This window comes from Streptomyces sp. NBC_00984 (assembly GCF_045162475.1).
Classification (GTDB): Bacteria; Actinomycetota; Actinomycetes; order Streptomycetales; family Streptomycetaceae; genus Streptomyces.
Map to the genome: position 1 here is coordinate 8,637,002 of NZ_CP108734.1, position 14,685 is coordinate 8,651,686.

At 68.5% G+C, this 14,685-nt stretch carries 8 protein-coding genes and 5 pseudogenes; 9 read left to right on the forward strand and 4 right to left on the reverse strand.

Translation table 11 applies throughout. From position 1 onward, the window contains the following. Positions 1-33 precede the first annotated feature (33 nt). The 3 genes and pseudogenes from OG520_RS38565 to OG520_RS38575 form a co-directional block, all read right to left on the reverse strand. Complete coding sequence (locus OG520_RS38565; protein ID WP_266356457.1) at positions 34-1,272, reverse strand: IS4 family transposase; 1,239 nt, start codon at positions 1,270-1,272, stop codon at positions 34-36. Positions 1,273-1,316: 44 nt separating this feature from the next. Then, a pseudogene (locus OG520_RS38570) lies at positions 1,317-1,694 on the reverse strand (transposase); the annotation flags it as partial. Positions 1,695-1,807: 113 nt separating this feature from the next. Beyond that, positions 1,808-2,137 (reverse strand): hypothetical protein, encoded by a 330-nt coding sequence (locus OG520_RS38575; protein WP_406016239.1) that lies wholly within the window; start codon positions 2,135-2,137, stop codon positions 1,808-1,810. A gap of 96 nt (positions 2,138-2,233) precedes the next feature. Here OG520_RS38575 and OG520_RS38580 point away from each other — a divergent pair. The 8 genes and pseudogenes from OG520_RS38580 to OG520_RS38615 all read left to right on the forward strand — a co-directional run. Then, a pseudogene (locus tag OG520_RS38580) lies at positions 2,234-3,603 on the forward strand (ISAzo13 family transposase); the annotation flags it as partial. 263 nt (positions 3,604-3,866) lie between these two features. Next, entirely contained in the window at positions 3,867-5,441 is a 1,575-nt protein-coding gene (locus OG520_RS38585) for a N,N-dimethylformamidase beta subunit family domain-containing protein (RefSeq protein ID WP_406016240.1), read from the forward strand. Positions 5,442-5,580: 139 nt separating this feature from the next. After that, positions 5,581-6,201: a hypothetical protein gene (locus OG520_RS38590; protein ID WP_406016241.1), complete on the forward strand. Its 621-nt coding sequence runs from the start codon at positions 5,581-5,583 to the stop codon at positions 6,199-6,201. A gap of 705 nt (positions 6,202-6,906) precedes the next feature. Further along, positions 6,907-7,785 carry a hypothetical protein gene (locus OG520_RS38595; RefSeq protein WP_406016242.1) on the forward strand — a complete coding sequence of 293 codons (879 nt, stop codon included), beginning with the start codon at positions 6,907-6,909 and terminating at the stop codon, positions 7,783-7,785. A gap of 66 nt (positions 7,786-7,851) precedes the next feature. Next, positions 7,852-8,066, forward strand: a pseudogene (locus OG520_RS38600) (transposase); the annotation flags it as partial. Between the two features lie 206 nt (positions 8,067-8,272). Then, positions 8,273-8,386, forward strand: a pseudogene (locus OG520_RS38605) (IS5/IS1182 family transposase); the annotation flags it as partial. 480 nt (positions 8,387-8,866) lie between these two features. Continuing rightward, on the forward strand, positions 8,867-9,685 hold the full coding sequence (locus tag OG520_RS38610) for a GH25 family lysozyme (RefSeq protein ID WP_406016243.1): 819 nt from the start codon (positions 8,867-8,869) through the stop codon (positions 9,683-9,685). 152 nt (positions 9,686-9,837) lie between these two features. Then, complete coding sequence (locus OG520_RS38615; RefSeq protein WP_406016244.1) at positions 9,838-10,980, forward strand: glycoside hydrolase family 3 N-terminal domain-containing protein; 1,143 nt, start codon at positions 9,838-9,840, stop codon at positions 10,978-10,980. A 45-nt stretch (positions 10,981-11,025) separates the two neighbouring features. Here OG520_RS38615 and OG520_RS38620 read toward each other — a convergent pair. After that, positions 11,026-11,561: pseudogene (locus OG520_RS38620) on the reverse strand (ATP-dependent DNA ligase); the annotation flags it as partial. 377 nt (positions 11,562-11,938) lie between these two features. On the opposite strand from OG520_RS38620, the gene OG520_RS38625 reads away from it, so the two are divergent. After that, on the forward strand, positions 11,939-14,341 hold the full coding sequence (locus tag OG520_RS38625; RefSeq protein ID WP_406016245.1) for a SpoIIE family protein phosphatase: 2,403 nt from the start codon (positions 11,939-11,941) through the stop codon (positions 14,339-14,341). The last annotated feature ends 344 nt before the right edge of the window (positions 14,342-14,685 follow it).

A 14,685-nucleotide genomic window follows, 5' to 3' on the forward strand; every position in this document is an offset into this window, starting at 1 on the left:
AACCGCCGTGGTTCCAGGAGGCGTTCGGTGATTTCACGCAGGGTCTGCTTCAGTGCCCGGGTGAGCCGGGAGGGGGGAAAATCCCGCCTGGCTGGTGGTCTGCCGGCGGACGACGCGCAAGGTGCGGGTGAAGGACATCCGGTCCGGATCCTCCCTCTCCTGCCGGGCGGCCTGGTGCATGAGGTCGCGCAGGGCGTGGTGCACCAGGAGGAACCCGAAGATCTCCTGCTCGGCCCCGACCGGATACTGGGAGCGCAGAACGAATCCGGGTCCGCCCAGGTGGATCTTGATCTCGTCGAAGGTCGTCTCGATCTCCCAGCGCTCGGCGTAGAGCGCAGCGAGCTCCACGGCCGGTGCGGTGGCCGGGTCCAGGAGCGTGGTGACCAGCCGGTAAACGGCGCCCTCCCCACCTGGGCCCAAGGCGTATTCGATGACGCGAACCTGTGCCGGGTCGGCCCGCCGGTTCTTGTCCCGGGCGGCAACGATCTCCGACAGATACGAGCCATCGGGCAGCGCGGCCACCACGGGCAGGACCGCGTTGCTCCGGACCCGCCACAACAGGTCCGCGCCGGTCGACGCGGCGGCCCGCCACAGATCGAAGCCGAGGAAGCCCCGATCCGCCAGGAGCAGCATTCCTCTGGTCAGCGAGGGGAACAGACGGTGGGCCAGGGCCGTCTCATGCACCGCCAGTGGCGCGACGTCGGCGGCGAACACGGCGTGGGTACCGCACTCGACCAGGGCCACGGCCCTGGCCTGCGGATACGCGCTCCTGCCCTGGCCACGCCCCGTTCCCGGCCGTCCGAAGAAGGCGGCGTTGGCCTGCGTATCGGGAAGGTCGAAGGTCGTCCCGTCCACCGACACCAACCGCAGACCCCGAAACCACGCTCCCGTCGTCGCCGGGAGCGCCACGGGCCGACAGACCCTGGCGAACAACGCCTTCATCGGTTCCGCCCCCAGCCGCAACCGGGCCCGTCCGATCGCCCCGCTGGTGGGCACCCGCCACGTCTTCGACCAGCGGCGTTCGCGTTCCAGGCCCTGGGTGAGGAGCCGTCCGACCTCCTCATACCCCTGCCCCGAGAACAGGCACATCGCCAGCACGAAATACATCACCACCCGAGCGGGAAGCAGACGCTGACGTTCCTCGGTGCGTCCGCACTCCGCCACCACCTCATCCACCAACTCCGGCGGAAACGCACGCGTGAGCACTCCAAGGGCGATGCGATCCGAAAACCGATCGCCCTCAACTACCTTCAACTGTCCGGGCCTTGGCACACCAACTCAACGAGCCAGCATTACCAAAGTCACCGGTATTGCATCTAGGCGGCGATGTCCAGAGGCACTGCGAAAGCGCGATCGGGGTCGTAGTGCGCTCGGTTCTGAAGACAGTGGTAGAGGCAGCCGAGCAACTTGTTGAACAAGTTTCTGAGCGCGGCTGTGTGGCGTTCTCCGCCTGCTCGTCGTCGATCGTAGTGGGCCCGTGGGGCCTCAGTGCGAAGGGCGGCGAAGGCCCACATGTACCCGGCGGCAGTCAACCGCTGGTTCTTGACTGCTCGGGCCACGACGACGTGGCTACGGCCTGAGGCCCGGGTGACGGGAGCCGCGCCAGCGTACGCCTTCACCGCTCTGGCATCTGCGAAGCGTTCGCGGTCGTCGCCAATTTCGGCGAGTACCCGCGCTCCCGACAGTACAGACAGGCAGGCGTGGTGGAGCCGGTCTGAACACGGGGATCTCAGTCCCGGAACGGCGGCAGGCTTCCACCTCGCTTGGTGTCCCTTGCGTTTACGTGCTCGGGCCCACCGATGAGCTATTAGAACGGCGGCTCGTCCCGGGCCGGGACGGGCGGGAGACGGATGTGCAGCTCGCGCCGGTCGGCACAGCAGCCGCATGCCTCCATCTCCGGGTTCGCGCCGCCGGCCCACCAGCCGCCCCTGCCGTGGCAGTGCGGGCAGGAAGGTTGGGGCTGCGGGTCGAGCCAGATGCCGTACCGGGTGATGTGCAGCTTCCAGTGCCCGGTCCCGTCGAGGGAGCGCGCCTGAGCGATAGGGATGGCACGGCGGGCAAGTTTGTCTTCTTGAAGGAAGAGTTCCTGATCGACGGAGCATGGGGTGGCATCGACCTCGACGCGTCGATGCGGCACCTGCGAGCCGGTATCGGGTCCGGGGGTAGCGCAATCTCGGAGACGGGGATCGTGGCCTGGGGGCCACCAGCGTGGTCCTCACACCTGTGATCGGGGGATCCGGTTCTGCGGCCCACGCTGTTGGCGCTGGTAGAGCCGGATGTACGGGGCGATCCGATGTCGCCGCTGCGGTGGGCGGTGAAGTCCACCCGCACGCTCGCGCGGGAGCTGACCCGGTCCGGGCACCGCGTCAGTGCCGACACCGTTGCCGATCTGCTGCGGGCGGAAGGCTTCAGCCTGCAGGTTGAAGCCAAGACGATCGAGGGCAGCCAGCACCCGGACCGGGATGCCCAGTTCCGCCACCTCAACGAGCAGGCCCGCGAGCACGGGGGACGCCGGCCAGCCGGTGATCAGTGTGGGCACCAAGAAGAAGGAGTTCGTAGGCGACTTCAAGAATCGTGGCTACCAGTGGCGGCCCGCGGGTGCCCCGGTGCCGGCGCACGTCCACGGCTTCGCCGACCCGCACCTCGGCAAGGCCGTCCCGTACGGGATCTACGATCTGGCGGCGGACACCGGCTGGGGCAACGTCGGCACCGATCACGACACCGCCGCGTTCGCGCTGGAATCGATCCGCCGCTGGTGGCACGGCCGGGGCCATGCTGCTTACCCGCACGCGACACGACTGCTGATCACCGCCGACGCCGGCGAGGCCAACGGGCTACCGCACCCGAGCCTGGAAACTCGAACTCGCCCAGCTCGCCGCCGAAACCGGACTGACCATCACCGTGTGTCACATGCCGCCCGGCACATCGAAGTGGAACATCGAGCACCGGCTGTCCTCGCACATCACCATGAACCGGCGCAGCCGCCCACTGAACAGCCACGAAATCATCGTCCAGTCCATCGCCGCAACCACCACCAGCACCGGACTGCGCGAGAAGGCCGTACTCGACAGCAGCACCTACCCCACCGGAGTCCGTATCGCCGATGCGGAGATGGCGGCCCTGCCGCTGACCCGGCACGCATTTCGCGGCGACTGGAACCATGCCCTGCATCCGCAGCCATGCCCTGCCGTCCCGGCGGTCCGGGCTCCGCAGGAGCCGCCCCCGCCGCGGGACCAGGCCCTGCTGTCCGATCCCGGCCTGACCGGGATGTCCCGGCAGCAACTGGACGCGCTCGCAGAAAATCTGGCCCCCGGCGGCGATGCCCGGCGCGGCCGACCGCCCCGGCTTGCCTTCACCGACCAGGTCCTGGCCACCGTGCGCAGTTTGCGGGCCGCCCTGGCCGCAGAACCTCTCGCCGTCCTGTTCGGCAGCAGCCGGACCGCGATGCACCGCACTCTCCTGAAGAGCAGGAAACTGCTCCAGGCACACGGCATCGTCATCCCACCCGCGACGACACCACCCGTCGTCCTCGCGGCCCTCCAGGCGAGGGTCCTCGACCAAACCGCCGAGTCCCACAACAAGATCAAGACGGCGTGTCAATGATCTGCAAGCCTCTTGGTCTCGATCTTTCATGATTGGCAGTCAGCTCTGGCCGGCTGCCGATCTGCGTTTGGCGGTGCTACTCGGGCATGACGGCGGCCCGACCGTCGCGTCGGGGTCCGCCCGAGCACCTGGGAGTCGGGAGATTTGCGTTGCCGCGACACGACGCGGCCCGTTTCCCGGTTCGGCTCTGCCTCGTCGTCCCCGAGCACGTGGCGGGGGACGATGGCCGGTGTCAGTGTTGCAGAACGGGATCGGTGGGCGACATGAAGCACGGTGAGGGACAGGACGCCGGGACCCCTGGTCGGCTGGACCGCAGGCTCTTCCTCGCTGCGGCAGCGAGCGGGGCGATGGCCGGCGGTGTGGTGGTGACCGGTTGCCACTCCTCCGGGACCGGCGGGTCCACCCCGCCCGGCGCCGGCCACCGCGTCGAGAGGGGGGAGACCACCCGGGCAGGGGAATCCGACTGGCGGGTGCGTTCGATGGGACCGCCCGGGGCCATCGAGGGCTATGCCGACAAGGTGAGTGTGTTGCCGGGCGAGGAGCTCGGCCTGTACGTCTCCACCACCGCCCCGGCGTTCCGGGTCTCGGCCTACCGCGTCGGCTGGTACGACGGGGCGCAGGCGCGACTGGTCTGGCGTTCGCACCGTGTTGCCGGGTCGGTCCAGGGCCGTCCCCGGCTGGTCCAGGCCACCCGTACCGTACGGGCGGACTGGCAACGCACACTCCCCGTCCGCACCAGCGGCTGGCCGGAGGGAGCGTATCTGCTCCGGCTGGACTCGGAAGATGCCCACCAGCACTATGTGCCACTGATCGTCCGCTCGGCGAGCGCCGCGGGCAGAATCGTGTTGATGCACGCCCCGGCAACATGGCAGGCGTACAACCTGTGGGGCGGCTACAGCCTTTACCAGGGCGAGAACGGCGCGTACGGCACGCGGTCGCTCGCCGTTAGTTTCGACCGGCCCTACGACGGCAACGGCGCCGAGAAGTTCATGGTTTACGAACGGGCGGTGGTGGTCCTGGCGGAGAAGCTGGGCATCCCGCTCGCCTACACCACGGGCCTGGACATCCATCGCGACCCCGACATTCTCCACAACGCGGCCGGAGCTGTCTCGCTGGGACATGACGAGTACTGGACGCCGCAGCAACGGGCGTACGTCACCCGGGCGCGCGACACAGGTACGAACGTGGCCTTCCTCGGGGCCAACGCCTGCTTCCGCAGGGTCAGGCTGGAGCCGGACGCCACCGGCGCCGACCGCACCGTCGTCTGCTACAAGACCAACTACCGGAGCGATCCGTATCTCGCCGACCACCCGGACATGCGGACCCACGACTTCCGCCAGCCACCCGGCGCCTCTCCCGAGTCCTCTCTGACCGGTGTCCTGTACGAGGGCTATCCCGTGGACGCCCCGTATGTCGTCCGCCGGAGCGACCACTGGCTCTTCGAGGGGACAGGCGTGAAGCGAGGAGCCTCCTTCGACCATCTGGTCGGGGTGGAGTACGACCGGGTCACTCCCGGCATGCCCACCCCGGCACCGCTTGAGATCATCGCCCATTCCCCCCTCGTTTGTCAGGGCAGGCCCAGTCACGCCGACTCCGCCTACTACACCGTGCCGAGCGGGGCGGGCGTCTTCGCCTCCGGGACGATGCGGTGGGTCGAGGCTCTGATGGCGGGAACCCGCGAGAACGGACACAACCACGGCATGGACACTCGTACGGGAGCTTTCGTCACCCGCAGCACGGAGAATCTGCTCCACGCCTTCGCGGCGGGCCCGTGCGGCCGGAACAGGCCCAAGCCCAGGGACGATGTGAGAGACGTGTACGCGTCCGCACCACGCTGACACCGGCGGTACCACCCCGCCGGAGAACACCGTTCGCCACGGGCTGAGTCGAGCACGGCCGGATCGTGCGGCCACAGGCTAGCCACCTGCGGTAGGTGAGGGCGGTGATCCGGTCGTTGCCGGTCAGCACGGTGACCTGGTGGCCGATCGCGGCGGGGTTGGTGACGACGAACTCCTCGCCGCTCCAGCACACGACAAGCTTCCGTACCATGGCCGGACCGAGGCGTTCATGCAGCGCGTGAACGAGGCGGGCGCGGTTCTGGACGCAGCGCACGGTGCCCTCCAGCGTCATGGGCAGCTGGCCTTCCGCCTTGCGCAGGAAGACATCGGCGAGCGCGTTGGGTCCGCTGTCGGCCCGCTCTCCGTTGTTCCCCATCCTCGGTTGTTCCTCTGCGCTCGGGGGGTTGTGGCCTCATGGTCGGGGCCGGGTGCTCGTCACGGCGGTGCGTTGACCCCTGTGGCCCTGGCAGTGAAGGATTCGAGCATGCTGCTTCTCGCCAGTCAAAACGACCCCGCTGCGGGCGGTGTGTTCCTGTTGATCTGGGGACTAGTGGTGATCTTCGTGGGGGGAGCCTTTGCCACGGAAAGAGGAGCTGCCGGGATTCACACCCTCATCGTGAACGGCCTGGAGCGAAACCCGCGACAGCAGGCCAAGGCCCGTGCCGTGCCCGAGGGCTTTTTGCGTTTCGTCGGCGGGTTCCTGGCCATCTGCGGGATGGTGGCGGTGCCGGTCTCCGTGGTGATGATGACTCGCGGCTGAACCGGTTCACGACGTCGGCGGCGGCCTGGGGTGGTTGGCAGTCTGCACGTGCTGTCATCAGTGGGCAGTCCCGCTGTCCCGGACCGCTTCGCCTGGGCGCGGCCAGCCGGCTCCAGGCAGGTATCCGCGACTGGGCCATCCGCCACGCCCGCACGTTGCCCCAACTGCGACAGGTTCAAGGTCTCCATAACGTCGCGACAGGTTCGGTCAGCAGCGCCGCCAAGCCGTCGAGGAAGGTGGCGAGCCGACCGCCACGGCGGCGTCCGGGGGAGCGCGGTAGCGGGCGGGGAAGTTCGGCGGCGTCCGTGTGCAGCTGTAGGGGAGGCGAGACCTCGATTTCCTGGTCGAAGCCCACCATCAGCCGACGGCCCGGTACCACTGCCAGCACACACTGTTGAGGGAAACATCGGCTCCGAGCCGGCCTGCCGACCACTGTTCAGATCTCACGCCTGCACCGATTTGTCTTCCTTGCCGGCGGCGGCCGCTGGCCGCTCGTCCAGCACCGCCGTCGTTGCCACTGCATCGGACACATCCCTTGCAGGATCGCGAAGAACCTAATGGGGCGGCTCGAGCCGTTGCCCCGCTTCGTAGGTGAACCGGCGTTCATCCAGTGCTCATTGACGGTGGTCGTCCGCCGCTGCTGTAATCCACTCGCCCCTGAAAAACGATGTTCCGCATTGCAGAACAAAGGGAGGGTGGAATCAGATGAAGCTGGGCAGGATCTCGGCGGTCGCGTCAATCGCGGCCGCGACACTCATCGGGAGTGCGGCGTCTCCCGCAATGGCCGCGACCTGGACACGGGCGGCGGACTATCAGCGCTGGACAGGGCTCAATGCGCTGGAGCGCGGACAGGGTGTGGCGACGGACGGGTCGTATTTCTACTATGCCGGGCCCGGCGGGATGGTGAAGGCCGCCGTCGCCAACGACTCGGAGGTCGCATCATCGGTGGCCCCGATTCCCCGGGAGCTGAGCGGGACGTACGGCAGCGATCACATAGGGGACGTGGAGTACTACGGCGGCTATGTGATCGCGCCGATCGAGGACGGTGACAGTGGCTACCAGCATCCGCTGCTGGCGCTGTACAACGCGAGTGACCTGAGCTACACGGGTCGCTATGTGCAACTGCCCCTTGCACAGATGCCGGGCGGGGTGCCGTGGGTCGCGGTGGACGCTGCTGCGGGATTGGTCTATACCTCGCCCTGGGATCAGGATGCCGCGCAGGGCACGAACAAACTAGTCGCCTATAGCCTGAACGACCTGCTGAATCTTCCGGCCGGCTCGACGCTTCCTGTGGTGAGGACCGTGACGCTGTCGCAGCCCCTGAGTAGGATCCAGGGTGCCGCGATGTGGCAGGGCAAGCTCTATGCCTCCGTGGACGACTCGGCGAAGTCGGTTCACTCGATCGACATCAGCTCCGGTCAGGTTGCCTACGAGTTCCATCAGGACGTGGAGTCCGGAGATGAGGTTCAGGGGATCGCCGCCTGGGACTTCGGTCCATCTGGCGGTCAGCTGCACATCGTCAACGTGGGATCGGGCTGGAAGTCGATCTTCCTCTATCTGCAGCACTACACCCAGACTGGCTGAACCGGCGCAGCATCAGGAATTCATGGACAAGCAAGACGGTGTCCTATATGGCGAATTCGTGTTGTGCTGTCCACGGGGCGGGGCACTTGGAGTTGGATTGTTCCGGACGGGCTGCGGAGATCGCGAAGCCGCTGATCCCGTTGTCGAGGGTGCGTCTGCAGGGCGGCGGGACGCAGGGCACGCCTGACGAGACGCTGTTCGCGGCCATCATCTACGTGCTGGTGAGCGGGTGTGCCTGGCGGGCTCTGCCACCGTGCTTCGGCATCTCGAAGTCCACCGCCGAGCCGGGTGGTCTGAACCTGATCCGGCCGAACTTGGCACTGTCCTGCGCGAATCTGGCCCGCTCCTGACTTCGGATCAGACCGATGCGCGGCGCCAACCTCATGGCAGTGCAACCGATGGCACACACGATGCGCGCCAATCCGCGTCGCGGTGCGCACGGCGCGAGAAGACGCGAGTGGGCCCGGATCCGCATCGGATCCGGGCCCACCCGCGTCCGCGGCTCCGGATCCGCTACGAGATACGCGCCGACCTCCACCTCGGCCTACTCCAACTCGCCTGCAGCATCATCTGCTTGCGACGCCCCCGCACCTCATTCTGAAGCGATCAGCAAGGGCTTGAGGGCTCTCGCGAACCGGGTCCCGTGCGGTTGTGGCTCCGATCGGCTCGCTGTTACATGCCGCCAACTCCTTTGCCGATCCCGCCACTTGAAAAAAGTTCTACCGATGTCGATCCATTTCCGCAGCTCACCGGAGTGCAGATTGGTCTAGACCGCTAACGAACCGGAAAACTGTTTACCGCGCGCACGCTCCTGTGGCTCACTATGTCGTGTCCGTGTCAACCGGGTGTGCGAGATCCCTCTGCGGGAAGCGCGCGGCCGACTCCTCCTGACCGGACGCACACCGACCTTTCTGTCTGCCGCGCCGCTCTCACACCGGCGCGCCGAGGATCCACCGCGCCGAAGGACCACTCGGCACCACTGCATTTCACTCCCCCCACCAAGCAGGAGGAAGCCTTGTTCCCCCCGAGCCTTTCCCTCAAATCCACACAGCAAAGACTCACTGCGGCCGGTGTCATCGGCATGAGCGCCGCACTGACCCTCAGCCTGATGTCGGGCACCGCCTCCTCGGCACCGCTGCCGTCGGACGGCGGCGTACCGCCGGGTAAGGGCTACATGGGCGTGGGCTACGTCCAGGACAGCAAGGACTTCAAGCCGGACACCCGGCAGCTCCACCTTGACGCGACGCCGGATGCGAACCTCCTGGCGAACCCTGTGGGTGTGGACGTCTCCAGCTGGCAAGGCGGCATCAACTGGGGCGCGGTCCGCAGCGCGGGCATCGAGTTCGCCTGGATGAAGGCGACCGAGGGCACCTCGTACAAGGACCCCACGTTCAGTGCCAACTACCTGGGCGCCTACAACGCCGGCGTGATCCGGGGCGCGTACCACTTCGCGCGGCCCGACGTGTCCGGGGGTGCGGAGCAGGCAAACTTCTTCGCCAGCAACGGTGGCGCCTGGTCCCGCGACAACCTGACGCTTCCCGGCGTGATGGACATCGAGGGCAGTTGCTACGGCAAGACGCCCGCGGCGATGCAGTCCTGGATCCTCGACTTCTACACCACGTACAAGGCCCGCACCGGCCGCGACGTCGTGATCTACACCAGCCCGAGCTGGTGGAACTCCTGCACCGGCGGCTGGACAGGCATGTCCACCAGGAGCCCGCTGTGGGTGGCCCACTGGACCTCCGCAGGCAGCCCCAGCATCCCGCAGGGCTTCCCGTTCTGGACCGTCTGGCAGTACACGTCCACCGGCTCGGTGAGCGGCATCTCCGGGAACGTCGACCGTGACCGCTTCAGCGGCGACCGCTCTCGCCTGCTGGCCCTGGCCAACAACACCCCGTGACAGCGGGTGCCAGTACACGGTGACCACCTCCGGGGGGTGTGACCCCGGCGCGATCGGCACCGCGGTCGGAGCAGGCCAACTGACCTGCTCCGACCTGGAGTTCCGGCCGATGGTCCGGCCGGGCACAATGACAGTTCGCGAAGGAACAAGTCATGAACCCGACCCCACAATTCCTCAGCAGGCGCGGTGCTCTGCTCGCCGGAACGGCGGCCCTGGCCGGCGGGCTGGGGCTGGCGGGCAGTACGGACGCGGCCGTGCGAATTCCCGAGAGGTCGCGCTCCCGCTTGCCCGCCCTGACCCCGGCACAGCGCGCCGGGCAGTGCGTCATCCACTCCTACCCGGGACTCACGCCTCCGGCCCGGCTGATGGACGCGATCAGGGAGGGCCGTACGGCCGGGGTGATCTTCTTCGCGGAGAACATCAAGAGCCTGAGCCAGATCGAGGGTGTCATCCAGGCGATGAACGAGGCAAACGCCTCCGCCCCCGTGAAGACCTCGCTGCTCCTGATGACCGACCAGGAGGGTGGCATGGTGCGCCGCCTGCCCGGTGAGCCCGTAATGTCCGCGAAGGACGTCGGCGCCTCCACGGACCCGGAGACGCAGGCGGAGTTCGCCGGCAGCGGTGCGGGCATGAACCTCGCGGGCGTCGGCATGAACGTCAACCTGGCGCCGGTGCTCGACGTGTACCGCACGGCCGGCGACTTCACCGACCAGTACGAGCGGTCGTACAGCAAAGACCAGGAGGCGGTCGGCACCTGCGGCTCGGCCTTCATTACCGCGCAACAGAACACCGGGGTGGCGGCCGCTGCGAAGCACTTCCCCGGCCTCGGCCCCGCCTCCGCGAACCAGAACACCGACCTGGGCCCCGTCACCCTCACCACGTCCGCGTCCACGCTGCGCAGCGTCGACGAGGTGCCGTACCGAGCAGCTATCTCGGCCGGGACCAAGCTGGTCATGCTGTCCTGGGCCGTCTACCGGGCGTTGGACGCCGACCGGCCCGCCGGCCTGTCCCCGACCGTGGTCGGCGAGCTGCGGAACCGGCTCGGTTTCTCGGGCGTGACGGTCACCGACGCCTTGGAGGCCGGGGCTCTTCGGGCCTATGGCAGCACGGCGGAACGCGCCGTACGGGCCGCCGCGGCCGGCATGGACCTGATTCTGTGCTCGTCCCGCGACGCTGCCCAGGGGGAGGAAGCAGTGACCGCACTGAGCGAGGCCCTGGCGGCCGGCACTCTCGACGGAACCGCCTTCGACGCGGGCGCCGCGCGCGTCAACGCCCTTCGCGCCGACCTATCCTGACCGGGCACAACACCCACGCCGGTCAGGAACCCTTGGCGCGCCGGGTCAGGCGATGCCGGCCGGTGCGAGGTCGGGGCGCAGCCGGTGGCAGGGAGGGGTGTCGCAGCAGTCCCGCGCGGGTCCTGGCGGTGTAGCGGGCCTCGCCGGCCATGCGGGGCAGTACCCACCGCGCTCCGTTCACCCCCGCCGCCCTCTCGAAGGGGCAGTCGTCGATCCCCGCGACTTCGAGCAGGGCGGCGAGTGTGGTGCGTTCGGTGTCACTCCATCCGGTGCCGACACTGCCCACGTCCCGCAGGCCGCCTTCATGTGCCTCTCCCACCAGCAGCGCACCGGGCAGGCCGGTGAGCCGGACGCGGCCCGGCACGCACCTGCCCAGGATCACATCGACGGTCCGGACGTGCGGGACCTTGACCACGAGCGGGAGCGGATCCCGGGTCCGTGCACGGACGCAAGCTTCTTCGCGAGCACCCCTCCAGCCCCGCATCCCGGGTCATCTCCAGCGCCTGCGCCCCGTGCCCGACGACCGCTGCGGGCGTCGACCACCGTGCCTCGTCCAGCCCCAGGCTCTCCAGCAGAGTACGGCCACCGCATTGGAGGCCAAGCAGGACAGGCAGCGGGCCATGGTGTATCTGCCGAGCGACGGGCCCACGGTCCTGCGGTCCCGGTCCGGGGCGGACATCGCCACCGTGTATCCGGAACTCGCAGCACTCGGTTCCGCGCTCGGGCAGCCCGCGTTCCCGGAAGTGCGCCGAGGATGCGCCGGGGGAGCCGAGCCGTCTCGCGCGCGCGACAACATTTTCGGACGGCTTCACGTCCAGTTGTCGCCGGTCATCGATGCGTCTCCGCTGGCCGGGAGTTGCAATGAGTGCCTTGGCTCCCGATGGCGGAACAATGCGCGCCGGAATTATCCGCAATGTACGTAACTTGAGGTATCTCCGTAGAGGCTAAGGACAGCGCGATGGGCGCATCCACTGATGACGCTTGGGAACGGTCGTTCTCGTTCGACGACATCGCGACGGCGGTGCTCGACGATCAGGGCATCGTGCTGCGCTGGTCCCGGGCGGCCGCAGACCTGCTGGAGCACACGACCGAGGAAGCCTGCGGCTCCCAGGCGTGGAGCTTCCTCGCCGACCCCTCCCACAGGCGGTGCCAGGACAGCCCCCAACGGTCCGGGATCCCGTTGGCGGGCCGCGCGGTACTCCGTCGCCCCTCCGGCGACCAGGTCGAGGTCGTCTTTCGCGTGGTGCGGCTGGAAGGCTCGTCGCAGAGCCTCGTCCTGGCCCTCCCCGCCCAGCACCTGGATCTGTGGAACCAGAACACCGCCCTCGCGCGGGCACTGTTCGCCCAGAACCAGATCGAGATCGGCATTTACGGCCTGGACCTGGGTACGGTGCGCACCAATGCGGCCACCTCCGGGACGCCCGGCGGTTCCGCCGCGCTCGTGGGCGGCCTCCTGGGGGAGGCGCTGTCCCCCCAGGACGCGGAGGAGGTCGAATCGGTGCTGCGCCGGGTCCTGGACACGGGGGTGCCGCTCATCGGGTGGGAGCAGCGGGTGGGGCCCCCACAGGTTCCCGGCCGACAGTGGTCCCTGTCCGCCTTCCGGCTGGAGGACGCCCAGGGACAGCCGACGGGTGTCGCCACCATGCTCACGCCCTCCAACGCCCAGCAGCGGGACCTCCACCACCTGGATCTGCTTCACGAGGCATCCGAGCGGATCGGCACCTCCCTGAACGTCCTCCGCACCTCCCAGGACCTGGCCGAAGTCCTCGTCCCGGCTCTCGGTGACATGGCCTGGGTGGAACTCGCGGAGGCCGTGTTCCAGGGCGACGAGCCCCCCAAGCTGGTCGGCGCCGGACTGTGGCACCTGCGCCGCGCCGTGGTGGTCTCGGCCACCGGATCCGTCCCCAGCGGCCTCCTGCAACCGGGCAAGGCGGTCCCCCCGTTGCCTGACCCACCTGTTCTGCGGAGGCTGCGGTGCGGAGAGACCGTCCTGGCCTCCGTGCAGGAGGCGAGCGAGCAATTGGGACCTGAATTGGCTCCCCTGTTCGTCCCCGAGCGCGGTCACTTGGTCCTCTACTCTCCTCTGTTCGCGCGCGGCCTGTTGCTCGGCGCCGTCGTGGTCTGGCGAACCGACCGGCCCGACCCCTTCGTCGAGGAGGACCGGAGACTCCTGGCGGAGATCGCCTCCCGCGCCGCGCTGAGCGTGGACAACGCCCGCCGGTACACCCGGGAGCACCGCGCCTCCGAGGCACTGCAACGGCGCCTGCTGCCCCGTACCACCAGCGACATTCCAGCGGCCGAGGCGGCGGGCAACTATGTGCCCGCCGGAGGCGGGGCCGACATCGGCGGTGACTGGTTCGACGTGATCCCGCTGCCGTCGTTCCGCGTGGCGCTTGTTGTAGGGGATGTCGTCGGCCACGGTCTGCACGCCACCGCGACCATGGGGCGGTTGCGTACGGCGGTGCAGACCCTCGCGGATCTCGAACTGGATCCCGACGAGCTGCTCACCCACGTCGACGACCTGGTCCAGCAACTCGCCGAGGAAGCCGACCCCGCCCAGCCGAGTGTCTCGGGCGCGACCTGCCTGTACGCGCTGTACGACCCGGTCAGCCGCCGGTGTGCGCTGGCCGGCGCCGGCCATCCGCCACCCGTTCTGCTCCACCCCGACGGCACGGCCCAGGTGATCGAGATCGCCCCCGGCCCACCCCTCGGGGTGGGCGGTATGCCGTTCGAGGTCACGAACCTCCGACTGGAGCCAGGCAGCATCCTCGCCCTGTACACAGACGGGCTCGGCACCCTCAACGGGCAGGACATCGAAGACGGTATGTCCCAGCTGGTCGAAAGTCTCACGACGCTGTGTGATGGCGGCGGGGCGCCGTCCCTGGACGAGGTCGGCCGGTCCCTGCTGTCCCGGGCAACCGAGGTGCCGTCCCGCGACGACGTGGCCCTGCTGCTCGCGCGCACCAGGGCGCTGCCGGACGACTCGACCGCCGCCTGGCAGTTTTCCGCCGACCCGGCCATCGTGGCCGAGGCCCGGGAGGCCGCCACAGGGCAACTGGCTGCCTGGGGTCTGGACCACCTCGCATTCACCACAGAACTCATCGTCAGCGAACTTGTCACCAATGCCATCCGCTACGCAGGCGGCCCGATCGTCCTACGGCTCATCCGCGACAACGTGCTGATCTGCGAGGTGTCCGATCCCAGCAACACCCAGCCACGGCTGTGCCGGGCCCGCTGGACCGACGAGGGAGGCCGCGGTCTGTACCTTGTGGCTCAGCTCACCACCCGCTGGGGCAGTCGCTACGGCCAGCGAGGCAAGACCATCTGGAGCGAGCAGCCCCTCGCCTCGGCCGTGGAGTAGCCGACGCGACGCGTACGCGGCCGCGAGGTCCCCCAGGTGCGTCACAGTGATGTGCGCAGGCCGATCGCGGCGGCGTCCCCGATTCTCACGAGGGCGAGCTCCGAGGAAGGTGGTGGAAGAGCTGTACCACCCATGAGCGCACCTGCCCCCGGCCCTACGGTGGGTTGAGGGCGAGGGCGGTGGCGAGTGCACGGACGGCGGGGATGTCGAGCAGCAGGACGGCGAGAACGCGGCTGGGCCGGTCGACGATGTCGGCAGCGGACTGGGGTCGCCTCCCGCAGGACTTCCCTGGCCCGGGTGTCGTTATCCGTCGAAGCTCATCGACTGGGCAGAACAGCACCTCG

What these genes read in the sequence shown, in the direction of transcription:
- OG520_RS38585 (WP_406016240.1), top strand. Translation starts at nt 3,867, where the DNA reads ATGAAGCACGGTGAGGGACAGGACGCCGGGACCCCTGGTCGGCTGGAC.
- OG520_RS38595 (WP_406016242.1), top strand. Translation starts at nt 6,907, where the DNA reads ATGAAGCTGGGCAGGATCTCGGCGGTCGCGTCAATCGCGGCCGCGACA.
- OG520_RS38610 (WP_406016243.1), top strand. Translation starts at nt 8,867, where the DNA reads ATGAGCGCCGCACTGACCCTCAGCCTGATGTCGGGCACCGCCTCCTCG.
- OG520_RS38615 (WP_406016244.1), top strand. Translation starts at nt 9,838, where the DNA reads ATGAACCCGACCCCACAATTCCTCAGCAGGCGCGGTGCTCTGCTCGCC.
- OG520_RS38625 (WP_406016245.1), top strand. Translation starts at nt 11,939, where the DNA reads ATGGGCGCATCCACTGATGACGCTTGGGAACGGTCGTTCTCGTTCGAC.